Annotated in this window: 19 protein-coding genes; 7 read left to right on the forward strand and 12 right to left on the reverse strand. The window is 71.6% G+C overall.

Going from position 1 to position 22,523, the window contains the following annotated elements; translation table 11 throughout:
* Positions 1 to 79: 79 nt before the first annotated feature.
* On the forward strand, positions 80 to 859 hold the full coding sequence (locus tag VHW64_RS15560) for a GntR family transcriptional regulator (protein ID WP_329651489.1): 780 nt from the start codon (positions 80 to 82) through the stop codon (positions 857 to 859).
* A gap of 8 nt (positions 860 to 867) precedes the next feature.
* On the opposite strand, the gene VHW64_RS15565 is transcribed toward VHW64_RS15560, so the two are convergent.
* From VHW64_RS15565 to VHW64_RS15585, 5 genes are all read right to left on the reverse strand, one after another.
* Positions 868 to 1,290 carry a PTS sugar transporter subunit IIA gene (locus VHW64_RS15565; RefSeq protein ID WP_329651490.1) on the reverse strand — a complete coding sequence of 141 codons (423 nt, stop codon included), beginning with the start codon at positions 1,288 to 1,290 and terminating at the stop codon, positions 868 to 870.
* A 3-nt stretch (positions 1,291 to 1,293) separates the two neighbouring features.
* Positions 1,294 to 2,187, reverse strand: a complete 894-nt coding sequence (locus VHW64_RS15570; RefSeq protein WP_329651491.1) for a PTS system mannose/fructose/sorbose family transporter subunit IID — start codon at positions 2,185 to 2,187, stop codon at positions 1,294 to 1,296.
* Entirely contained in the window at positions 2,180 to 2,956 is a 777-nt protein-coding gene (locus VHW64_RS15575) for a PTS sugar transporter subunit IIC (RefSeq protein WP_329651492.1), read from the reverse strand. Before VHW64_RS15575 ends, VHW64_RS15570 begins: the two co-directional genes overlap by 8 nt.
* 90 nt (positions 2,957 to 3,046) lie before the next feature.
* Entirely contained in the window at positions 3,047 to 4,249 is a 1,203-nt protein-coding gene (nagA, locus tag VHW64_RS15580) for an N-acetylglucosamine-6-phosphate deacetylase (protein WP_329651493.1), read from the reverse strand.
* Between the two features lie 3 nt (positions 4,250 to 4,252).
* Positions 4,253 to 4,744, reverse strand: a complete 492-nt coding sequence (locus VHW64_RS15585; protein ID WP_329651494.1) for a PTS sugar transporter subunit IIB — start codon at positions 4,742 to 4,744, stop codon at positions 4,253 to 4,255.
* A 257-nt stretch (positions 4,745 to 5,001) separates the two neighbouring features.
* Between VHW64_RS15585 and VHW64_RS15590 the strand changes: the two genes are divergently transcribed.
* The 3 genes from VHW64_RS15590 to VHW64_RS15600 all read left to right on the forward strand — a co-directional run bounded on the left by VHW64_RS15590 (position 5,002) and on the right by VHW64_RS15600 (position 13,324).
* Positions 5,002 to 7,626 (forward strand): choice-of-anchor Q domain-containing protein, encoded by a 2,625-nt coding sequence (locus VHW64_RS15590; RefSeq protein WP_329651495.1) that lies wholly within the window; start codon positions 5,002 to 5,004, stop codon positions 7,624 to 7,626.
* Positions 7,627 to 7,831: 205 nt separating this feature from the next.
* Positions 7,832 to 10,474, forward strand: a complete 2,643-nt coding sequence (locus VHW64_RS15595) for a choice-of-anchor Q domain-containing protein (protein WP_329651496.1) — start codon at positions 7,832 to 7,834, stop codon at positions 10,472 to 10,474.
* 183 nt (positions 10,475 to 10,657) lie between these two features.
* Entirely contained in the window at positions 10,658 to 13,324 is a 2,667-nt protein-coding gene (locus VHW64_RS15600; protein ID WP_329651497.1) for a choice-of-anchor Q domain-containing protein, read from the forward strand.
* A gap of 70 nt (positions 13,325 to 13,394) precedes the next feature.
* On the opposite strand, the gene VHW64_RS15605 is transcribed toward VHW64_RS15600, so the two are convergent.
* Both VHW64_RS15605 and trxA read right to left on the reverse strand, forming a co-directional pair.
* On the reverse strand, positions 13,395 to 15,185 hold the full coding sequence (locus tag VHW64_RS15605; protein WP_329651498.1) for a S9 family peptidase: 1,791 nt from the start codon (positions 15,183 to 15,185) through the stop codon (positions 13,395 to 13,397).
* Between the two features lie 57 nt (positions 15,186 to 15,242).
* Entirely contained in the window at positions 15,243 to 15,614 is a 372-nt protein-coding gene (gene trxA / locus VHW64_RS15610) for a thioredoxin (protein WP_329651499.1), read from the reverse strand.
* Between the two features lie 111 nt (positions 15,615 to 15,725).
* On the opposite strand from trxA, the gene VHW64_RS15615 reads away from it, so the two are divergent.
* A complete protein-coding gene (locus tag VHW64_RS15615; protein ID WP_329651500.1) occupies positions 15,726 to 16,160 on the forward strand; it encodes a VOC family protein in 435 nt (144 codons plus the stop codon).
* Here VHW64_RS15615 and VHW64_RS15620 read toward each other — a convergent pair.
* Both VHW64_RS15620 and VHW64_RS15625 read right to left on the reverse strand, forming a co-directional pair.
* The gene (locus tag VHW64_RS15620; protein ID WP_329651501.1) at positions 16,139 to 16,564 is read right to left on the reverse strand and encodes a VOC family protein; all 426 of its coding nucleotides are present in this window, start codon (positions 16,562 to 16,564) and stop codon (positions 16,139 to 16,141) included. The genes VHW64_RS15615 and VHW64_RS15620 overlap by 22 nt on opposite strands.
* A 20-nt stretch (positions 16,565 to 16,584) precedes the next feature.
* Positions 16,585 to 17,358, reverse strand: coding sequence for a methyltransferase domain-containing protein (locus VHW64_RS15625; protein ID WP_329651502.1), 774 nt, complete (start codon positions 17,356 to 17,358; stop codon positions 16,585 to 16,587).
* A 102-nt stretch (positions 17,359 to 17,460) separates the two neighbouring features.
* Between VHW64_RS15625 and VHW64_RS15630 the strand changes: the two genes are divergently transcribed.
* Both VHW64_RS15630 and VHW64_RS15635 read left to right on the forward strand, forming a co-directional pair.
* Entirely contained in the window at positions 17,461 to 17,952 is a 492-nt protein-coding gene (locus tag VHW64_RS15630; protein ID WP_329651503.1) for a MarR family winged helix-turn-helix transcriptional regulator, read from the forward strand.
* A 30-nt stretch (positions 17,953 to 17,982) separates the two neighbouring features.
* A complete protein-coding gene (locus VHW64_RS15635) occupies positions 17,983 to 18,786 on the forward strand; it encodes a methyltransferase domain-containing protein (protein ID WP_329651504.1) in 804 nt (267 codons plus the stop codon).
* 55 nt (positions 18,787 to 18,841) lie between these two features.
* Here VHW64_RS15635 and VHW64_RS15640 read toward each other — a convergent pair whose 3' ends face one another.
* Genes VHW64_RS15640 through rsmA form a run of 3 tightly spaced genes read right to left on the reverse strand, consistent with a single transcriptional unit; the run spans position 18,842 to position 22,420 of the window.
* Positions 18,842 to 20,665 carry an ABC-F family ATP-binding cassette domain-containing protein gene (locus VHW64_RS15640; RefSeq protein ID WP_329651505.1) on the reverse strand — a complete coding sequence of 608 codons (1,824 nt, stop codon included), beginning with the start codon at positions 20,663 to 20,665 and terminating at the stop codon, positions 18,842 to 18,844.
* Entirely contained in the window at positions 20,658 to 21,569 is a 912-nt protein-coding gene (locus VHW64_RS15645; protein WP_329651506.1) for a 4-(cytidine 5'-diphospho)-2-C-methyl-D-erythritol kinase, read from the reverse strand. The genes VHW64_RS15640 and VHW64_RS15645 overlap by 8 nt, the downstream gene beginning before the upstream one ends.
* Positions 21,566 to 22,420 carry a 16S rRNA (adenine(1518)-N(6)/adenine(1519)-N(6))-dimethyltransferase RsmA gene (rsmA, locus tag VHW64_RS15650; protein WP_329651507.1) on the reverse strand — a complete coding sequence of 285 codons (855 nt, stop codon included), beginning with the start codon at positions 22,418 to 22,420 and terminating at the stop codon, positions 21,566 to 21,568. Before rsmA ends, VHW64_RS15645 begins: the two co-directional genes overlap by 4 nt.
* Positions 22,421 to 22,523 lie beyond the last annotated feature (103 nt).

Here is a 22,523-nt window from a genome sequence, read left to right on the forward strand (position 1 = left end):
TGGTGTGCCTGAGCCCGCGCCCTGGCGCGGGCTCAGGCACACCACCCCCGCGCGACGCGACGGCGGATAGGCTCCCAAGGTGGCCAGCCGACCGTCTTCCTCCCGGGAGCCGGGCGACCTCGCCCCCGTCGTGGAGATGCCTCCCACCGGCGCCAAGGGTGCGCGGCTCCAGGAGATCTTCGAGGCCTGGGTCGCCGAGCTGCCGACCGGCAGCCCGATCCCCAGTGAGCGCGACCTGGCCGAGCACTTCGGCGTCGCGCGGATGACCGTGCGGCTCCAGCTCGACCGGCTGGCCCAGCGCGGTCTGCTCTATCGTCATCGCGGCCGTGGGACGTTCGTGGCCGAGCGCCGCGTGGCCCACACCGAGCACCTCACGTCGTTCACCGAGGACATGCGGGCCCGCGGCCTCGAGCCCGGGTCGCGGCTGCTCGGCATCGAGGAGATCCGCGCCGGGGCCCAGCTGGCGGCGCGCCTGGAGATCTCGGCCAGCTCGCGGGTGATCCGGATCCGCCGGGTCCGTACCGCCGACGCCGAGCCGATGGCCGCCGAGCAGACCCACGTCCCCGCACGGCGCTTCCCGGGCCTGCTCGACCAGGATCTCGACCACGGCAGCCTCTACGACCTCTTCGAGCACCGGTACGCCGTGCGGGTCGCGGAGGCCGACCAGCGGGTCACCGTCACCGACCTCACCGCCGACGAGGCGGCCCTGCTCGAGACCGAGGCGGGCCGGCCGGCGTTCCGGATCGAGCGCACGACGCGGGACGCCGACGGCACGGTGGTCGAGTTCGCCTCCTCGGTCTACCGCGGCGACCGCTACGAGGTGCTGATGCACGCCAAGCGCGACCCCGGCCGCCACTAGCACGTCGTTCACAGCCCCAGCTTCTCCCCGACGTCGACGACGCCCGCACTGCCGGCTGCCATGGCGTGGCCCTTGAGCGCCGCGACGTCACGACCGGCCTTACGACGCCGGTTGCCCACCTCGAGCACCATCGGCAGGTTGAGCCCCGTCACCATCTCGACGTCGTCCTCGCGCAGGAAGGCCGACGCCACCGCGTTTCCGGGACTGCCGCCGAAGAGGTCCACGAGCAGCAGCATGGGCCCCGGCTCCGGTCCGGCGCCACGCAGCTCGCGCACCTGGTCGACGACGGCCGACGGGTCCTGGTCGGGCGTGAGACCCACCGCGTGCATGCCCTCCTGGGGGCCGAGGATCAGCTCGGCCCCGTCGAGGACACCCTGCGGGAAGCCGCCGTGGCCGACCAGGACCACGAGGGCCAGCTCGCTGTCAGGCACGCCTCACGACCCGGACGCCGGAGCCGGCGCGACGTTGGTGAACCAGCCGTGCCAGCCCAGCGCCAGCCCGAGGACGAAGACGACCACGATCGCCCACAGCGGGTGCAGGTTGAACTTCTTCATCAACCAGTAGATCAGCCCGGTGAGCACCACCGGCATCAGATACGGCACGACCTGGTCGAGCTGCGTCTGGACCGGCACCTGCTGCTCGACACCCTTGCCCTGCACGGTGACGTGTTGGTGGTAGGTCAGGGTCGTCCAGATCTTCACGATCGACGGGATGAAGCCGCCGAGGACGATCAGACCGAGGATGGTGGCCGCTTCGCTGAGCCTCTCCAGGGCGCCTCCGGCCATCTGCGAGGCGAGGTTCTTCCCCTGCCGGTAGGCGAAGAAGAACTGCCAGCGCCGCACCAGGAAGTAGGGGACCAGCACCATCACGCAGGCGAACCAGAAGCCGAGCATCTTCCCCTGGATCGCCCAGTTCGCGGCGATCGTGAAGATGATGCTGTTGTAGAGCGCGAACGTCAGCGAGTCGCCGACGCCGGCCATCGGGCCCATCAGGCCGACCTTGACGCCCTCGGCGCTGGACTTGGCCCGCGCCTCCTCCATGGCCGCCGCCGAGCCCACGATCAACGGCGCCCCGATGATCGGGCTGGTGTTGAAGAACGTGAGGTGTCGCTGCAACCCCTCGGCGTACTCCTCCTTGTCGGGGTAGACCCGACGCAGCACGGGCTCGATCGCCCAGGCGAAGCCCAGTGCCTGCATGCGCTCGTAGTTCCACGAGATCTGGAGCGAGAAGAACATCCGCCAGAACGACTTGTTCAGGTCACCCTTGGTCAGGGCGATCTCGGGCTCCGCGGGCTTCTCGCCCTCCGGCCGGGTCCGGGTCTCAGACATGAGCCGCCTCCTGCGATCCGGGCTGGCCTGGTCGGCTGCCGTACTTGAGGGCCATGAAGATCGCGGCGATGCCGACGCCGAAGATGGCGATCCCCTGGAGCGGCACCTGAAGGTAGGCGAAGAGGACGAAGCCGAGCGTGAGCATGTACCAGTAGCGGTTGACCGGCATGATCCGCAGCAGCATCGCGAAGCCGACGGCCGGCAGCATCCCGCCGACCAGGGTCATGCCCTGGGTGAAGCCGGCCGGGATGGCGTCCTGGATGTTCTGGACCGCGCTACGCCCGGCCTGGACCGCCACGAACGTCGGCACGAACCGCACCAGCCCCCAGGGGGCGAACGCCGTCCAGTGAAGCAGGGTCAGCCGTCTGGAGTCGCCCTCGGCCGCCGCTCGGTCGGCGGCGTGGATCCAGAACGTCGGCAGGAAGCGGCCGATCGGGTCCAGGGCGGCCAGCAGGACCGCGGCCGGGATGCCGATCGTCAGGCCGATCGCCAGCTTGCTGGACAGGTCACCGGACGTCGCCGCGGCAAGCGCCGTACCGACGATCGCGCCGGTCGGGTAGTCCGGGATCGTCGCGCCGCCGTAGGTGTAGACGCCGAGCGCGGTGAGCTCGAGGGTGCCGCCGACGGCGAGGCCGAGGGTCGGGTCCCCGACGATCATGCCGGCGACGGTGCCGGCAATGAGGGGCCTGCCGGCGTAGATGAAGGTTGGCCCGAGGGTGTCGTAGATGCAGAACGTCGCCCACAGGGCCAGGATGAGAGCCTGGAACACGGCTACCTCCCGGTCGCGAAGTGTGGTTGGGGGATCACGAAGGTGATTGGGGGCCGGGAGCGCGGCGATGAGCAGGGTCCCGGCCGGTGCTCAGGAGGCGGTCACCTCCTTCGGGGTCCGGTCGACCTGCTGTCCCGAGATCCAGACGTCGCGCAGACGCGCATCGCCGTCGAGCCGGACCAGGTCGGCCGGCCCGTCGGCGTGCAGGCGGCCCACGTCCACGCCCGGTAGGAGCCGCGCGGGGACTACGGTCGCCATCGCCACCGCGGTGGGGACGTCGACCCGAAGCTGGGAGACGGCGTTCTCCACCGCGACGGCCATGGTCAGGGTGCTGCCGGCCAGGGTGCTCGTGCCGCTGACCCGGGCCTGTCCGTCCACGACCTCGACGACCTGGCCGCCCAGCTCGTAGGTGCCGTCGCTGACCCCGGTCGCGGGCATCGCGTCGGTGACCAGGCAGATCCGGTCCGCCCCGGCCGCGTGCACCAGGGCACGAGCAGCGACCGGGTCCACGTGCACGAGGTCGAGGATCAGCTCACACGTCAGCTGCGCCAGATCCATCGCCATCCCGACCGGACCCGGGCGCCGGTGGTGCAGCGGCTGCATCCCGTTGAACGTGTGGGTCACCGCCCGCGCGCCCGCCTCGACTGCCGCGCGGACGGTGCCGGCATCGGCATCGGTGTGCCCGACCGCCACCGTCACGCCCGCCGCGGACAGCCGGCCCACGAGGTCGATGGCACCCGGGAGCTCGGGGGCGATCGTGATCGTGCGCACCTGGCCGCGCCCGGCCGCCAGGAGCGCCTCGACCTCGGCCTGGTCGGGCGGCCGGAGCGCGGTCTCCTGGTGGGCGCCACGACGTACGCGCGACAGGAAGGGTCCCTCGAGGTGGATGCCGACCAGCCGGGCGATCGGCTCCGCGTCCTCGCCCGGCTCCTGCGCCGCGTCGCCGGCGAGGCGGGACACCGCCTCGCGCAGCTCGTCGGCGGGCCGGCTCACCGTCGAGGCGAGCATCGCGGTCGTGCCGTGGCGCGCGTGCAGCCGGCGTACGGCGGCCCGCGCGGAGGGGTCGGGCGACATCACGTCACCCCCGGCGCCGCCGTGCACGTGGACGTCGACATACCCGGGCGCCAGCCAGTCACCCGCCAGGTCGACCCGATCCCGCCCGTCCGGCGGCGTGCCGTGACCGAGCGCCGCGACCCGGCCGCTGCGAACCGACACCCACCCGTCGGCGGTGCCGGGATACGGCGCGTCCCCGGTGAGCAGGCGTGCGCCATGCAGGACGAGGTCGTGGACCACCGGTCAGAGCTTCTTTCCGGCGAGGACGTGCAGGAAGTCGGCCTTCTTGTCGGTGGGCATCATCCGCTGCTGGAGGGTGAACCCCTCGTCGGCGATCGCGCGGTAGGTCTCCGCGTCCTCGGCCGTGACCGCGATGCTGCGGGTGACCATCGTGAACTTGGTGCCCGGACGCGGCGCCTGGTTGCCGACGTTGACCTCCTCCGGCCTCAGCCCCCCACGCACCAGGGCCAGGGCGTCGGCCGGGAGCTTGGCGATGACGAAGATCGACTCGCCCTGCGCCTGGTCGCCGGCGCAGTAGTCCAGCGTCTCCTGGATCCCGAGGACGGACGTCGGAACGCCGCGGGCCGCCTGCGGCAGGATCATCCGCTGCATGTCGTCGGCCGCGACGTCGTCGTTGCTCACGATCAGGCGGGTGGCGCCGAGGTTGCCGGCCCAGGCGACCGTCACCTGGCCGTGGATCAGCCGGTTGTCGATGCGCAGATGGCGGACGGTCACGGCACCTCCCGAAAGGTCTATACCACTGTGGGCTAGACCACACGCTACGCCCGGGCCCCAGCGATGTCGAGGGCTCCCCACTCTCGGCGGATCGCCGGCACAGGAGCACTCCGACATTCGGGCGACGTATCTGGCCGATGTCCCACCGCCACCTATCTCTCGGTACTAGCCTCCCAAACGGCCACTCCCCTCCAATCGACGGCCGCGCTCGGGAACCCCTTTCGAGAATTGGACATCGCATGACACACGCAAAGCTCATGCCCGCGCTCGCATTCGTGGCAGCCGGGGCTGCGGCGGCGGGCGTCGCCCTCACCGCCGTGCCGTCGCAAGCAGCGACAGCACCCCATCGCCCGGCGCTCGCGCCGGCATCCCACCACGCGGACGCCGTGCAGGCCCCCAGGGGCGCGGCCACCAAGCACCTCGGCAAGGCCGCGCTCTCCCAGGTGCGCGCCCGCCAGCGCCAGCTGGCCGCACGCCAGGCTCCGTCGTTCGCGAAGGCCGGCGTCAAGACGTTCACCGTCAACACCACCACGGACTCCGACCTGGCCAACCCGACCGGCACCGGCTGCCACGACGCCTCGACGGGCGACTGCTCCCTGCGCGCGGCGGTCGACGCGGCGAACAACCTGAAGGCGCCGGTCAAGATCGTGCTGGGCAAGCGCACCTACACGCTGACCCTGGCGACGGCGCTGACCGTGACCAACCCGGCCGGCACCTCGATCGTCGGCAAGGGAGCCAACAAGACCTCCATCAAGGGCGACGGCTCGGGGGTCTTCTACATCGCCTCCGCCGCCAGCGCGCCCGGCGGGGTCCTCTTCCTCAGCGACGCCAAGGTCACCGGTGGCAGCACCACCTACGGCGGGGGCTTCTACCTCTACGACTCCAGCGCCGCGGAGCTGGTCCTGGACAACGCGGTGGTGTCCGGCAACACCGCCACCAGCGACGGCGGCGGCTTGTACGCATCCTCCTACAACTCGATCTACGCCACCGACACCAGGTTCACCAACAACGTGGCGCCTGACGGAGCCGGGTTGTACGACTACTGGGGAGACGTGAGCTTCCGCAACGTCACCATCTCGGGGAACCACACGACTGCGGGCGCGGACGGCTACGGCGCGGGCATCTACAGCTACTACGGCGTGCTCCAGATGAAGGGCGGCTCCATCTCCGACAACACCGCCGGTGACAGCGCCCACGAGGGTGCCGCCGGCGCCATCTACTCCGAGTACGGCACCGTCTCGCTGACCGGGGTCCACGTCGACCACAACACCGCGGACGACCAGGGGTACGCCGGAGCGATCTACACCGACTACTCCTCGGTCCAGGTCAACGGCGGGACCATCTCCCACAACCAAGCGGTCGGGGCGGACAGCAGCGGCGGCGCCATCTACGTGGAGTACGGGTCGCAGCTCGACCTGACCGACGTCACGATGGCCGGCAACAAGGTCGGCGCCGGTCCCACCTCCGGTGACGGCGGCGGCGCGATCTACCTGTACGGCGAGGACTACGGCAACCAGACCAACATCGACCACGCCAAGATCACCGGCTCCAACGCCAGCGCCATCTACGGCTACGCCGAGTACGGCCAGGTCGACCTGAGCATCACCCACTCCACCCTGTCGGACAACCACAACAACGCCCACAACGGCATGTCCGGCTACGGCTGTGGCGGTGCCATCTGCACCTACAACTACTACGCCGGCGTGAACCTGGTCATGAGCCACGACAAGGTCACGAACAACTCCGGGGTCGGCGACTACGGGGCGGGTGCCGTCGGCATCTTCGGCTACGAGTACGGCGGCAGCTCGGTCAACCTCGCGCACAACCTCTTCCAGAAGAACACGTCCGGACCGGGCGGCTACGGCGGCGCCGTCGGCATCTTCAACGACGGCGAATACGCCCCGATCTCGGTGCGCTCGCAGTCCAACAAGTTCGTCGCCAACACCGCGGGCACCAGCGGCGGCTACGGGGTGGGCGGCGCGCTGTCTCTCTACTACTACGCCACGATCACCGACAAGGGCTCCACGTTCTCCAAGAACGTCGCCGCCGGTGACGGCGCCTACGGCGGTGCCGTCGACAACTACGCCTACCAGTCCGCACGCTTCACCGGCACCAAGTTCACCGGCAACCGGGCCGGCAACAAGAATGGCGGCGAGGGCTACGGCGGCGCGATGTTCGGCTACAACGAGGCCGGCGCGACGCTGAGCAAGGTCACGATGTCGGGCAACAGGGCCGCGTCGTACGGCGGTGGCTACTACTCCGACGACTACGGCCTGTCCATCCAGCAGTCGACGATCTCCGGCAACACCGCCGGCACGTCGAACAGCGCGGGGTACGGCGGCGGCATCTACGACGGCGACTCGCCGATGACGATCGACAACTCCACCATCGCCAACAACCAGGCGCTGTCCATCTCGGGCACGCCGGGCTACGGCGGCGGCATCTACCAGGACGAGAGCCCGACCGACGTGCGCTACAGCACGGTGTCGGGCAACGTCGCCAAGAAGGGCGGCGGGATCTACGCCGGTGAGGAAGGCGGCAACCTGGTGAGCAGCATCGTGGTCGGCAACAAGTCCTCCAAGCACGGCTCGGAGAACGACTGCACCAGTACCAGCGCCGCCGCGAAGCTCCATTCCCTGGGCGGAAACGTCCTCGGCCAGGGCGGATGCGTGGTCGCTCGCCAGGGCTCGGACAAGGTCACCAAGCACGCGGGCCTGAAGAAGCTCGCGCACAACGGTGGTCCCACCGAGACGATGGCGCTGAAGAAGACGAGCCCGGCCATGGGTCGCGGGACGTTGCAGATCCCGTCGACCGACCAGCGGGGGCACAAGCGGCCCAGCAAGCACGCTGACGCCGGCGCCTACCAGCACCAGAAGGGCTGACCGACAGCTCACCGCAGAACCGCGTCAGGCCCCATCTCCTCCCGGAGCTGGGGCCTGACGGCTTTCCACCCCTGTCAGAGGTGTCTGCGACATCGGGTGGACGTCTCCTCCGATGTCCCAGCGCCACCCGGTCGTCGGGACTAGCCTCCAAGCGGCCGCTCCTGCCGGCCGTCTCTCGCGATCCATGACGAGTTGGGGACATCGCATGACCACCACCACACGCACCTCCGCCCTCGCCGTCGTGTCGGCCGCGATCGCCGCCTCGGGTCTGGCCCTGACCGCTCCGCCGGCGCAGGCCGCCGGGACCGGCCATTCGCCGGCTCCAGCGATCGCAAGGCCCGCCGCGCACGCCGTACCGACGGGCTCCGTCGGCAAGCGGCTCACAGGGTCGCGGCTCGCTCAGGCCCGGGCCAAGCAGCGGCAGATGGCCGCCAGCTCCAGTCGGCCGGCGTTCGCCAAGGCGGCTGCCAAGACGTTCACCGTCAACACCACCGAGGACTCCGACCTCGCGAACCCGACCGGCACCACCTGCCACGACGCCTCGACGGGTGAGTGCTCCTTGCGTGCGGCGGTCGACGCCGCCAACAACCTGGACAAGCCGGTGCGCATCGTGCTCGGCAGGCACACCTACACCCTGGGCCTGGGCACCCAGATCATCGTCTCGAACCACCACGGCACCTCGATCGAGGGGCAGGGTGCCGGCAAGACCTCGGTCGCCGCAGACGGGTCCGGGATCTTCTACGTCTCCTACAGCAGCACCGGTCCCGCTTCGCTCTTCCTGAGCTCGCTGACCCTGAAGAACGGCACGACGACCGATGGCGGCGCGATCCAGACGGCGCAGGACGAGGGCATCGCGCTCAACCTCGACCACGTCACCGCCCGCAACAACACCGCCAGCAGCGACGGTGGCGCGATCTACGCCTACGGCAGCACCACGGTGTACATCGACCACTCGACGTTCAGGGGCAACCACGCGGTCTCGGGCGGCGCGATCTACCAGTACTGGTCCGACGTCGAGATCCACGACAGCACGTTCACGACCAACTCCTCGCCCGCCGGCACGGACGGCTTCGGCGGAGCCATCCTCAGCTACTACGGCGTCCTGGACATGGCCGGTGGCTCGATGACCGGCAACCAGGCCGGCGACGCGACGGGCAACGGTGAGGGCGGCGCTCTGTGGGACGAGGGCGGGATCACCACGCTCACCGGCGTGCACGTCGACCACAACGCCGCCACCAGTGGGGGTGCGGGAGGCGCCATCTACGCCTACGAGGACACCCTCACCCTCGACCACGGCACGATGTCGCACAACAAGGTGACCGGGCCGGACGGCGCGGGCGGCGGGATCTACACCTACTACAACTCCCAGCTCACCGTGGACCACGCCACCATGGCGGGCAACCACGCCAGCGGCAACGCCGACTTCTACGGGGGTGGCACCATCTACGCCTACGGCTACGAGTACCCCGAGCAGATCAGCATCGACCGCAGCACGATCACCGGGTCGAACGCCAGCGCGCTCTACCTCGTCGGCTACTACGGGGTCGTCGACGCCAGCATCACCAACTCCACGCTCTCCAAGAACCTCAACGCCTTCAACAACGGCTACACCGACCTGGGCTGCGGCGGTGCGGTGTGCGCCTACGGCTACGAGTACGGAGACGTCCACCTGGACATGGAGCACAACAAGGTGACCGGCAACGGCGGAGTGGGTGACGGCGGGTCCGGCGCGGTCACGCAGTACGCCTACTACTACTCGCCGTCCACCTCGACGTTCAGCCACAACACCTTCGCCAACAACCACAGCGGCGCCGGTGGGTACGGCGGAGCCCTGGGCTTCTACACCGACGCCAGCGAGTACAGCCCGATCTCGGTGCGGATGTCGGCGAACACGTTCACCGGCAACCGCGCCGGCTCGCAGGGGTCGCACGGGTTCGGCGGGGCGGTGTCGGCGGGATACGCGGTGAACCTCGTCGACAAGGGCTCGCACTTCAGCAAGAACCGCGCGGTCGGCGACGGGGCCGGGGGCGGGGCCGTCGTGGACGAGTCGACCTACGGCAGTGCGAGATTCTCCCGCAGTGTGTTCACCGGCAACTCCGCCGGCACGAACGACGCCGGCAACGACGGGGCCGGCGGAGCGGCCTACCTCTCGACGTACAACGGAACCGTGTTCGACCAGGTCAGCATGTCTGGCAACAAGGCGGCCGGTGAGGGGGGCGGAATCTTCGCCGACGACGACGCCTACCAGCTGAGGATCACCTCCTCGACGATCTCCGGCAACACCGCCGGGTCGAACGCCGAGACCGGGTACGGCGGCGGCATCTTCGCCGAGGACGCCGTGACGAGCATCGAGAACTCCACGCTCACCGGCAACCGCGCGCAGGGGTCGTCCGGCTACGGCGGCGGCATCTTCTACGAGGGCTCGCGGCTGGCGCTGCGATACAGCACGGTCTCCGCCAACTACGCCAAGCGAGGCGCCGGCATCTACGGCGAGACCTACGGCACCCTCCTCGGCAGCATCGTGTCGGGCAACAGGACCGCCCGTCACGGCTCCGAGAAGGACTGCGGCGTCGACCTCCACGGCTACCAGGCGGTCTCCTACGGCGGCAACGTCGTGGGCCAGAGCGGCTGCGTGGTGGGGCTCCGGAAGAGCGACAAGGTCGCGAAGAAGGCCAGGCTCGGCAAGCTGAAGGACAACGGCGGCCCGACCAAGACCATGGCCATCTCCAAGAAGAGCCCGGCCGTCGGCCGCGCGTCGTACCTCGTGCCCGGCACCGACCAGCGCGGGCACGAGCGGCCGGCCAAGCACGCCGACTCGGGTGCCTACGAGCTCGCCAAGCACAAGTAGCCAGGTCCGGTCACGGCACTGGGCCCCGTCTCCTCAGGAGCGGGGCCCAGTGCTTTCTCACCTCATGGGCCGTTGTGTTCGGTAGCGAACAGACATGCCGCGCGTGCGGATCTAGGGTCGACCCGCATCCCGTGGGCCCTTCGTGCGCCCTCACCTGGGATCACCTCCGACAAGAACGGACTCATGAGCATCCACACCTCGGGAGTGGCCGCCGCTGTCGCCAGCGCGCTGGTGGCCGCCGGCCTGGCCCTGACCACGTTCACCTCCACCGCGACCGCCGCGACCCCGTTGCCGGGCCCGGGCTCTTCGCAGGGATCGCCGCCGCCGCGCGCACCGTCCGCCGCGCCCCGCCTGTCGGCCTCTCGCCTCGCCCAGGTGCGGGACCGGCAGCGCCGGATCAGCGCCGAGCACACGCCGGCGCCGAAGTTCGGTGCGGCGAGCTCGGCGAGGGTCCAGCGCCTGACCGTGACCACGACCGACGACTCGGGCCTGGCCGATCCCACCGGCACCCGCTGCCTCGACGCGGCCACCGGCGCCTGCTCGCTGCGCGCGGCCGTGCAGACCGCCAACAACCGAGCCGTCCCGGTCCGGATCGTCCTCGCCAAGGCGACGTACTCCCTGAGCAGCGGCACCGAGCTCCTGGTCACCAACCCCGCTGGCACGTCGATCGTCGGGGTCGGCTCCGCTCGCAGCGTCGTCGAGGGGGCCGGGTCGCGGGTCTTCCACGAGACCACGAACGGCCCCGGCACCGCCGGCCCCATGCTCTACCTCACCGACCTGACCGTCACCGCCGGATCCACCCCCGGCTCCGGCGGCGGGGTCTGGGTCGAGGAGGGCAACAGCGGCGGGACCCTCGTCCTCGACGGCGTCGCGATCAGCGGCAACAGCGCCGGCTCGTCCTCCGGCGGGGGAGGCATCGCCACCCAGGAGAACGCACACCTGTATGCCCAGGACACCACGATCATCGGCAACGTCGCTCGCAGCGGAGGCGGGCTCTCCACCACCTGGTCCGACGTCGACCTGACCGACGTCGACATCACCGGGAACCACAGCCCGGCCTCCTCCGCCGGCGACGGCGGCGGGTGGGACAACTCCTACGGGGTCGTCGCCATGCACGGCGGGTCGATCTCGGGCAACGTCGCCGGAGACGACAGTCACTACGGTGACGGCGGCGGTCTCGAGGACAGGTTCGGCAGCGTCACCCTGAGCGGTGTGCACGTCGACCACAACACCAGTCACTCTGCCGACATCGATGGCAGGGGGGCGGGGATCGACGCCGAGTCCGACCAGCTCGACGTGACCGGGGGCACCATCTCCCACAACCACGCGCTCGCAGGCCCGACCGCGAGCGGCGGCGGGCTCGCCCTCTACGAGGCGCAGGCCAGTCTGCACCACGTGACGATGGCCGGCGACACCGTCGACCCCTCGGTGAGCGCGGGCAGCGGGGGCGGCGCGATCTACGTCTACGCCAACGGCAACATCACCCAGCTGACCATCGACAGGGGATCGAGCATCGCCGGCGCGAACGCCGGCGCGGTCTACGCCTATGCCCTCGGCGGCCATGCCGACGTCGAGATCGACAGCTCACGCCTCACCGGCAACGCCGAGGCCTCCGGCAACGGCGCCGGCGACGCGGGCTGCGGCGGCGCCGTCTGCGCCCTCGTGGACGGCTACTCGGCGCTCAACCTGACCATGAGCGGGAACACGGTGGCAGCGAACACCTCGACCGGCGACGGCGGCTCCGGCGGCGTGACCGTGTGGGTCACTGGCGAGTCGCTGGCGCGGGTGCACCTCCTGCACTCGTTGTTCCACCTCGACAGCACCGGCGCGGACGGGTTCGGCGGCGCGGTCGGCGTCCACACCGACATCAACGGCTCGCGTGCCTCGATCCGCTCGCAGTCCAACACGTTCGTGGCCAACCAGGCCGGCACACCCAGCACGACCGGCCGCGGCGGAGCGATCGGCCTCGAGTCCGTCACCATGTTCTTCGACCGCAGCTCGACCTTCGCCAAGAACCGCTCCCGCGGGCCCGAGTCCTGGGGCGGCGCCGTCTACAGCGAGGGCTTCGAGGCCTCACGCTTCACCGGCTCGGCGTTCACCGCGAACTCCGCGAGCGCGAGCCGCATCGGGCACGGCGGCGCGGTGTACAGCAACGACGCGGGCGCGACGTTCACCAACGTCACGATGAACCGCAACCGGTCCGGGGAGTACGGCGGTGGCATCGACACGAGCTTCGACAACGCTCGCGTCTCCCTGGTCGGCTCGACGCTCTCGAACAACGTCGCCGGCAACGGCACGACCAGCGGTGCCGGCGGCGGCATCTACGTCGGCGACGGGGTGCTCAGCATCGAGAGCTCCACGGTGACGGGCAACAGGGCCGCCCAGAGCGACAACCCGGGCGACCCAGCCGCCGGCGGTGGCATCCTCGTCGCCGACGGCTCGCTCGGCCTGCGCTACAGCACCGTGGCGGGCAACGTCGCCCCCCAGGGCGGCGGCCTCTACTCATCCGCCTCCGGCGGGGCCTTCCTGGGCAGCATCGTCTCGGCCAACCACACGGCGACCGGCGGCGAGAGCGACTGCTCCTACGCCGTGCCGGTCGACCGCGCGAACTCCGTGGGCGGCAGCGTCCTGGGTCGGGCCGGGTGCGTGGCCGGGGTGCAGGGCACCGACAGGGTCACCAGGCACCCTCGGCTGAGTGCGCTCGCCGACAACGGCGGCCCGACCAAGACCTTGGCCCTGGCCAGGACCAGCCCGGCGATCGGCCGCGGTGTTCTCTGCCCCGCCACCGACCAGCGCGGACGTCACCGGCCGCCCAGCCACTGCGACGCCGGCGCCTTCGAGCTGCCCTGACCGCCCCGACCTCGGGTCGTCCGCCTGAGGCCGGGCCCTAGCCCGGCACCGCGCGGACGACTCGCCAGGGTCAGGCTCGGAGGTGCTCCTCCAGGAACTCCAAGGCCGCCGGGTAGGCGTCCAGTCGGTTGGCTCGCTTGGCCAGGCCGTGCCCCTCGTCGGCGTAGACGCGCTGCTCGCACGGCACGCCCCTGCCATCGAGGGCGGCCTTGATCTGCTCGGCCTCGGAGAGCGGCACGCGCGGGTCGTTCGCACCGTGGATGACGAACAGCGGGGTCGCGATGTCGTCGAGGTAGGTGATCGGCGACGCCGCGACCAGGAAGTCGCGGTCGTCGGCGAGGGTGCCGTACTCCCGCTCGCGGACGGCCCGGCGGTACTCCGAGGTGTTCTCCAAGAACGTCACCAGCGACGACATGCCCACGATGTCGACACCGGCTGCCCAGAGGTCCGGCTGCATGGAGACGCCGCACAGCACCATGTAGCCGCCGTAGGACCCACCCCACAGGGCCGCGCGACCCGGGTCGAGACCGACGGTCGGCAGCCAGGCGTGGATCGCGGCGAGGTCGGCGACGGAGTCGAGGCGCAGCCGGACGTCGTCCAGCGAGACCCAGCGCCGGCCGTAGCCGGCCGAGCCGCGCACGTTGGGGACGAGCACGTCGAAGCCGGCCAGCGCCAGCGCCTGGATCACCGGGCTGAACAGCCGCGTGGCCTCGGCCTCCGGTCCGCCGTGGATGTGGACCACCGAGGCACCGGTGGCCCGCGGTGAGGCGTAGCGGAAGCAGGGGACCTGCTCCCCGTCGGGCGTGGGGACCCGGTGGACGCTCGGCGTGACCAGCTCGGCGCGGACGCCGTCCGGCACGCCGTCCCGGCCGTCGACGAGCACCGTCGTGGCCCCGGTCGTCGGGTCCACGCGCACGATCGAGCCGGGGTCGGTCGGGGTCATCGCGGTGACCGCGAACGCCGAGGAGTCCGGCGCCCAGACCACGCTCACCGGCACGACGGGCTCGAGGTCGACGTCCGCGACATGCCCCCCATCCGCGCGATGGACGGCGAGCCGGTCGAGCCCGTCGACGTGGTGCGCGACGAGCATCAGCCGGCCGTCGGGTGACAGGCGCGCCGTCACATCGTGGTCGTGGGCCTCGACCAGGGTCGTCCAGCCGCCGTCGCGGTCGAGCCGGAGGACGGCGTGGAACTCGCGATCGTGCTCCGAGGCGAGGACGAGGGCGGAGTCGTCGGCGGTCCAGCCCGCCACGTGGTGAGCGCCACGCTCGTCGGGGTCGGTGAGGGTGACGACACCGGTGCCGTCGGCCAGCACCACCGTCGTCGAGCTCGGCTGGAGGCTGATCATCGTCACCGCGACGGACTTCTCGTCGTGGGAGACCTCGGTGGAGCCGACGTAGCCACCCGCGTCGTACACCACGCGCTCCTCGTCGGAGGCGAGGTCGCGGACCACGACGTCCATGTCGACGTCGTTGCGCCGATTGGTGCAGAAGATCACCGACGACTCGGTGACGTCGAGCAGGATGTTCAGGTGTCCGGCGTCGGCGACCAAGGGCGTCAGGCCGTCCAGCCCGACCGGGGACGACGGCAGCTCGGTGAGATCGAGCAGCGAGAGCTGGAAGTTCTCGTCACCGCCCTGGTCGTGCTCGACGACGACCTGGCGGTGACCGCGCACGTAGCGGCCACGGCACTTCGACGACAGGTCGGTCAGTGCCGTGGTCGTGCCGTCCGGGGCGATCTCGACCAGCTGCATGCTGCCGAGGTCGTCGTGGCCGGCCAGCACCCGGCCCTCGAGGTCGACGTCAAGCGCCACCCAGCTGCGGGTGTCGAGCAGCTGGCCGAAGAGTTCCGAGGAGGTCACGGGGCGAGGCTAGTGCCGACCCGAGGTCTTGGCTGGTCGGCACCGCCGGTGGACGGTTCAGCCCTGGGCGGCCTGCTGGTCGGCGACCTGTCGGCGCACGTCGTCCATGTCGAGACCGCGGACGGCGCCGATCAGCTCGTCGAGGGCGGGCGCGGGCAGGGCGCCGGCCTGCCGGAAGACCAGGATCCCGTCGCGGAACGCCATCAGCGTCGGGATGGAGCTGATCTGGAGAGCCCCGGCGATCCCCTGCTCCTCCTCGGTGTCGACGCTGCCGAACGTGATGTCGGTGTTCACCTCCGAGGCCGCCTCGTAGACCGGGGCGAACATCCGACAGGGCCCGCACCACGACGCCCAGAAGTCCACCAGGACGATGCCGTCTGCGGTGACGGTCGACTCGAAGTTCTGCTCGGACAAGGTGATGGCGGACATGGCTCTCTCTGGTCTGGTCGGAAGTCGGGCTAGTGGGGACAGCAGCCTGCGACGTGGCGCTATTCCCTGCCCTGTCGGTGCCCTGTCGGTGCCCGGTGGCAGCCTGGGCGCATGGAACCCCGGATCGGCTTCGTCACCCTCGCCGTCGACGACCTCGAGCGCTCGCTCACCTTCTACCGCGACGGTCTGGGGTGGGCCTCCAACGGCATCGTCGGCGCGGAGTTCCACGACGAGGTGACCGGCGCCGACGGCACGATCGCGTTCGTCACGCTGGGGGAGGGCGGGCTGATGATCGGCCTCTACGGCGCCGGCGACCTCGCCAGGGACGCCCAGGTCGCGCCGGTCCCGGCCACCACCGGGCGGCACAGCATCGGGGTCATGGTCGGTTCTCGCGACGAGGCCGACGCCCTGCTCGAGCGGGCCGCGGCTGCGGGGGCGAGGATCCCGGCGCCGGCGCATCTACGGCCGTTCGGCGTCTACTCCGGCTACTTCGGCGACCCTGACGGTCACCTGTGGGAGGTCGCCTACGACTCCGGCGACCGCTGAAGCACCTCGACCCGGTTGCCGGCGGCGTCGCGGGTGTGGAAGCGAAGATAGCCGGGGAGCGTCTCGCGCTCGGACTGGTCGACCTCGAACCCCGCGGCCCGCACCGACGCGGCGCCGGCGTCGAGGTCGGCGACGACGAAGGCCGGGTGCGCCCGGCGCGCGGCGACGAAGCCCTCCTCCACGCCCACGTGGAGCTCGGCCACCACTGCGCCGCGCTCGTCGTACGCACGAAACCATGCACCGCCGCGGTCGCGCAGGTCGCCCGGCTTCTCGACCTCGGTGAGACCCAGGCCGTCGCCGTAGAAGCGCCTCGCCTGGTCCTCACCGTCCGGTGGGCAGCAGACCTGCACGTGGTGCAGCGCGATCACCGGGGCGATCGCCGGGGCGATCACGGGGGCGATCACGGGGGCAGTCACAGGGGCAGTCACGGGGTGACCCGGGCGACGGCGAAGATCCGGCGGAACGGCAGCACGACGCGGCCGCCGCGCTCGGGGTACGCCGCGCGCAGGCGCTGCCTGAACTCCTCCTCGAAGGCCCCGCGCAGGTCGCCGGGCAGAGCCTGCAACGTGGGCCGGGCGCCGGTGCCGGACACCCAGGTGAAGACCGGGTCGGGCCCGGTCAGCACGTGGAGGTATGTGGTCTCCCAGACGTCGACCTCGCAGCCGAGGGAGGCGAGCGCTTCGAGGTAGACCGCGGGGTCGTGACTGCTCGGCACCGCGACGTCGCGCGTGTGCTCGGCGTACCGCGCCTCCGCTGCCAGCTCGGTGCGGATGACGTGGCTCGGCTCGGCGAAGTTCGCCGGCACCTGGAACGCCAGCCAGCCACCGTCACTCACCCGGCTCACCAGGCCGGGGAGCAGGTCGAGATGGTCCGGCACCCACTGGAGCGTGGCATTGGAGACCAGCACGTCGACCTGGCCGGCCGTGGTCACCCAGGTGCGGAGGTCGGCCACCTCGAAGGCGATGCCGGAGTCGGCGACCCTCGCGCGCTCGATCATCTCCCGGCTCGAGTCGATGCCGGTCACGTGCGCTTCGGGCCAGCGCTCCCCCAGCAGCGAGGTCAGGTTGCCCGGGCCGCAGCCGAGGTCCACGACGGTCTCCGGGGCGATGGCCCCGACCCGCGCGAGGAGCTCCACGAACGGGCGGCCGCGCTCGTCGGCGTAGGTGAGGTAGCGATCGGGGTCCCAGGTGTGCGTCACGGTGTCTCCTGCTCCAGCTAGTCTCTTGACATCAAGATATCCTCATCGTCAACCCGAACCCTCTCGATGTCAAGATTCTCGACCGGGCCTAGACTGCCGACCGTGCGGGACGAGGTGGACGAGCTGATCGAGGCCTGGGCGCGCGAGCGCGGGGACCTCGACCTGGCGCCGGTGGCGGTCTTCAGCCGCGTCGGCCGCCTGGCCCGTCGCCTCGAGCTCGCCCGGCGTGACGCCTTCGGGGCGCACGGCATCGAGGAGTGGGAGTTCGACGTGCTCGCGGCGCTCCGGCGTGCGGGCGCGCCGTACGAGCTCTCACCGGGACGCCTGCTGCGCGAGACCCTGGTCACCAGCGGCACGATGACCAACCGCGTCGACCGGCTGAGCGCGCGCGGCCTCGTCGAACGCCACCCGGACCCCGACGACCGACGTGGCGTGATCGTCCGCTTGACCGTCGAGGGCAAGGACGCCGTGGACGCGGCGTTCACCGCGCTGCTCGACGCCGAGCGCACGCTGCTGGAGGACCTCCCCCCGGCCGACCGCACCCGCCTGGCCTCCCTGCTCCGCACCCTCCTGGCGCGCGTCGCCGAGCACTGACCGCCGAGCAGCGAGCCGCAGGAGGCGACGATGGACGACCACCACTACCTGATCCGCGGCGGCGTCGGGGGACGCGAGCGGCTGCGCGTGCTCGGCCGGGTGATGCGCCCCACCACCCTGGCCCTGCTCGAGCGCGCCGCCGTTGCCGCGGGGATGCGCTGTCTGGACGTCGGCTGCGGCGGCGGTGACGTCACCGTCGACCTGGCCTCCCTGGTCGGCCTCACCGGGCACGCCGTGGGCCTGGACGTCGATGCCACCAAGGTCGAGCTCGCCCGGGCCGACGCCGTGCAGGGCGCGGTGACCAACGTCGAGTTCCGGGTGGGCGACCTCGCCGCGGGCCTGGGACAGGAGGAGTACGACGTCGTCTACGCGCGCTTCGTGCTCACCCACCTTGCCGACCCCGCGAGCGCGCTCGAGGCGATGCGTCGCGCGCTCCGGCCCGGCGGCAGGCTGGTGGTGGAGGACATCGACTTCCGGGGCTCGTTCTGCGATCCCGAGCACCCGAGCTTCGAGCGCTACGAGGAGATCTACGAGGAGTCCGCGAGGCGCAACGGCGGCGACCCCTGGATCGCCCTGCGGCTGCCGTCCATGCTCGTCGCCGCCGGCTTCGCGGACGTCCAGCCGACCGTCGTACAGCCGGCGGGGCTGACGGGTGAGGTGAAGCTCCTCCCGGCACTGACGCTGGAGAACATCCGGGCCACCGCGCTGCGGCACGGCGTCTCGACGGGCGAGGAGGTCGACCGCCTGGTCGACGACCTCTACGCCGTCGCTCGCGACCCGGCGACCTTCGTCGGCAACCCCCGGATGGTCCAGGTCATCGCCGAGCGCCCCTAGCACGAGGTGGGACGAATTTCCCCGCGAGGTGGGAGGAATGGCGCCCCACCTCGTGCTAGTCGAGCAGCTCGGCGGCCTCGAGCCACTCGGTCTCGAGCCGCGACCGCTCCTGCGCCAGCTCGGTCAGCCGGGCGCCGATCCCGACGAGGCGCTCGTGGTCGGAGGCATGGGCCAGCACCTCGTCGTTCAGCTCCTGCTCCCGGACCGAGACCTCCTCCAGCCGCTTCTCGACCCGGGCGAGCGTCTTGCGCGCCGCGCGCTCCTGCGCACTCCCCGCCCGCGCCGCCGTACCCGCGCGCGGCCCCGCCCGCGCCGAGGTGGGAGTCTCCCCCGGTCGAGGCGGGGGTCCCCCCGTCTGGGAGGCGGGAAGGTCCCACCTCGACCCCGGGACGCTCCCACCTCGGCGCTCGAGGTACTCCTCGACCCCTCGCGGGAGCATCGAGATCTGGCCGTCGTCGAGCAGGCCGTAGACCACGTCGGTGGTGCGCTCGAGGAAGTAGCGGTCGTGGGAGACCACGACCAGGGTGCCCGGCCAGTCGTCGAGGAAGTCCTCGACCACGGTCAGGGTCTCGATGTCGAGGTCGTTCGTGGGCTCGTCGAGGAGCAGGACGTTGGGCTCGCCGAGGAGCAGCCGCAACAGCTGGAGGCGACGACGCTCACCGCCGGACAGGTCACCGATGCGGGCGGTCAGCTTGTCCCCGGTGAAGCCGAAGCGCTCCAGCATCGCCGAGGCCGTGACCTCACCGGTCGCGGTGCGAGTGACCCGTCGTACCGACTCGATGGTGGGCAGCACCCGGGACTCCGGATCGAGGACGTCGAGCGCCTGGGTCAGGTGTGCCAGCGACACGGTCCGGCCGTGCTTGACCCGGCCGGCCACCGGCGCCACGGTGCCGTCGAGGAGGCCGAGCACCGAGGACTTGCCAGCGCCGTTGACCCCGACCAGGCCGACCCGGTCGCCAGGCCCGAGCCGCCACGTGGCGCCAGACAGCAGCACCCGCTCCCCGCGCACGAGGTCGACGTCCTCGACGTCGATCACGTCCTTGCCCAGGCGCTGGGTCGCGAACCGCTCCAGCGCGAGCCGGTCGCGCGGCGGCGGCTCGTCGGCGATCAGCGCCTCGGCCGCGTCGATCCGGAACTTCGGCTTGGAGGTGCGCGCCGGGGGGCCGCGCCGCAGCCAGGCCAGCTCCTTGCGCGCCAGGTTGCGCCGGCGTCCCTCCGAGGTCGCGGCCTGCCGCTGCCGCTCGGCCTTGGCCAGGACGAACGCCGCGTAGCCACCGTCGTAGGAGTCCACGACGCCGTCGTGGACCTCCCAGGTGCGCTCGCAAACCGCGTCGAGGAACCACCGGTCGTGGGTCACCACGACCAGCGCGGAGGCCAGCCCGGCCAGATGTACGGCGAGCCAGGCCACCGCCTCGACGTCCAGGTGGTTGGTCGGCTCGTCGAGCACCAGCAGGTCGTGCTCGCGCAACAGCAGCTCGGCCAGGGCGCAGCGCCGGCGTTCACCGCCGGAGAGCCCGACGACCGCGCGGTCGAGCGCGATCCCGGCGAGGAGCTCGGCGACGACCTCGCGGGTCTGCGGCTCCGCGGCCCAGACGTGGTCTGGCCGTCCGGCGAGCACGGCGTCGCGCACCGAGTGCGTGTCGTCGAGGGTGTCGCCCTGATGGAGGTAGCCGACGTGGAGGCCGCGCGCGGCCGAGACCCGTCCGTCGTCGGGAGGCTCGCGGCCGGTCATCACCTGGAGAAGGGTCGTCTTGCCGTCGCCGTTGCGTCCGACGATGCCGACCCGCTCGCCCGCGGCCACGCCCAGCGAGACCTCGGCCAGCAGCGGGCGCACGCCGTACGCCTTCGAGACGCGCTCGAGGTTGAGCAGGTTAGCCATCGGCCACCACGTGAGCCCCCGCGACCGGGCCGTGGGCGACCAGCACCACCCGCTCGGGAGACGCCCCCCGGAGCACGCCGGCCACGCGACGAGCGTGCTCGCCGCTCTCGCACAGGAAGACGCAGGTCGGGCCCGACCCCGAGACCAGGCCGCGCAGCGCTCCCGCGTCGACCCCTTCGACGATGAGCTGGGCGAGATCCGGCCGCAGGTCGCAGGCGGCCTGCTCCAGGTCGTTGTGGAGTGCGGCGGCCAGGCGGGGCACGTCGCCGCTGGTCAGGGCCGCGACGACGTCCTCGGGCGGCCCGGGCACCTCGGGGGCATCGGGACGCAGCTCGTCGAAGCGCCGATAGACGGCCGGTGTCGACATCCCCTCGGGGTGGGGCACGACGACCCACCACCACGACCCGCGGTCGTCCAGGGCCGTCACGACCTCGCCATGGCCCTCGCCCAGAGCAGTGCCCCCGACCAGGGCGAACGGCACATCGCTGCCGAGCCCGGCGGCCAGCGCCAGCAGGTCGTCGTCATGGGTGCCGAGGACATGGAGCCGGTCGAGGGCCAGCAGCGCCGCAGCGCCGTCCGCCGAGCCGCCGGCCAGGCCTCCGGCGATGGGGATCGTCTTGTCCACGCGGATGCTGCCGGTGACGGGGCGGCCGTGGTGTGCCGCGAGGGCGGCTGCCGCGCGGTCGACGATGTTGAGGCCTGGCCCGGGCACGTGGCTCGCGTCGATGTACGACGCGACGTCGGTCGCGATGTCGAGGCCGTCGTCGCCTGGGCTCACGGTGAGGTCGTCGTACAGGCTCACCGCCTGGTAGACCGTGACCAGGGTGTGGAAGCCGTCCGGCCGCGGCGCCCCGACGCCGAGCAGCAGGTTGATCTTGGCCGCAGCGCGGACCGTGAGACTCATCGCAGCGCCTCGGTGAGCCGCGCGAAGTCGCCGACCGTGAGCGACTCGCCCCTAGCGAGCGGGTCGATGCCGGCGCGGCGCAGCGCGGCCTCGGCGGCCTCGCCCGAGCCCGCCAGGGCTCGCAGGGCGCCGCGCAGCGCCTTGCGGCGCTGGGCGAACGCCGCGTCGACCACGGCGAACACCTCCTCGCGCGTGGCCGACGTGGAAGGCGCCGCCCGACGCGTCCAGGCCACCAGTCCCGAGTCGACGTTGGGCGCCGGCCAGAAGACGTTGCGCCCGACGGCGCCGGCGCGGCGCACGTCGGCGTACCACGCCGCCTTGACGCTGGGCACGCCGTACACCTTGGAGCCTGGCCCGGCGGCGAGCCGGTCGGCGACCTCCGCCTGCACCATCACCAGGCCGCTTCGGAGGCTGGGCAACAGGGCCAGGAGGTGCAGCAGGACCGGCACCGAGACGTTGTAGGGCAGGTTCGCCACCAGCGCGGTGGGAGGCGGCCCGGGCACCTGCTCGATGCGGAGGGCGTCCGCGGCGAGCACCTCGCAGTGCGCCGCCTGCTCGGGAGCGTACGTCGCCAAGGTCTCGGGCAGCGCGGCCGCCAGCACGGGGTCGACCTCGACCGCGACCACCCGCCGCACCGCCGCGAGCAGGGCCAGGGTCAGGGAGCCGAGCCCGGGGCCGACCTCGACCACGACGTCGTCGTCGGTCAGCCGTGCCTCGCGGACGATACGCCGGACGGTGTTGGCGTCGATGACGAAGCTCTGCCCACGCTGCTTGGTCGGACGCACGCCGAGCCGGGCCGCCAGAGCACGAACGTCCGCCGGCCCGAGAAGTGTCGGGCCGACGGACGTCATGACGGTCAGCCTAGGGGGGTGTCAGGCCGACCCACGGTGACGGGGAGCCAGATCGGAGCCCCTGGGGGAGGGGACCCCGGCGCCCGGTCACCGAGCTCGTCGC

It is taken from the genome of Nocardioides sp. (genome assembly GCF_036267815.1).
Classification (GTDB): Bacteria; Actinomycetota; Actinomycetes; order Propionibacteriales; family Nocardioidaceae; genus Nocardioides.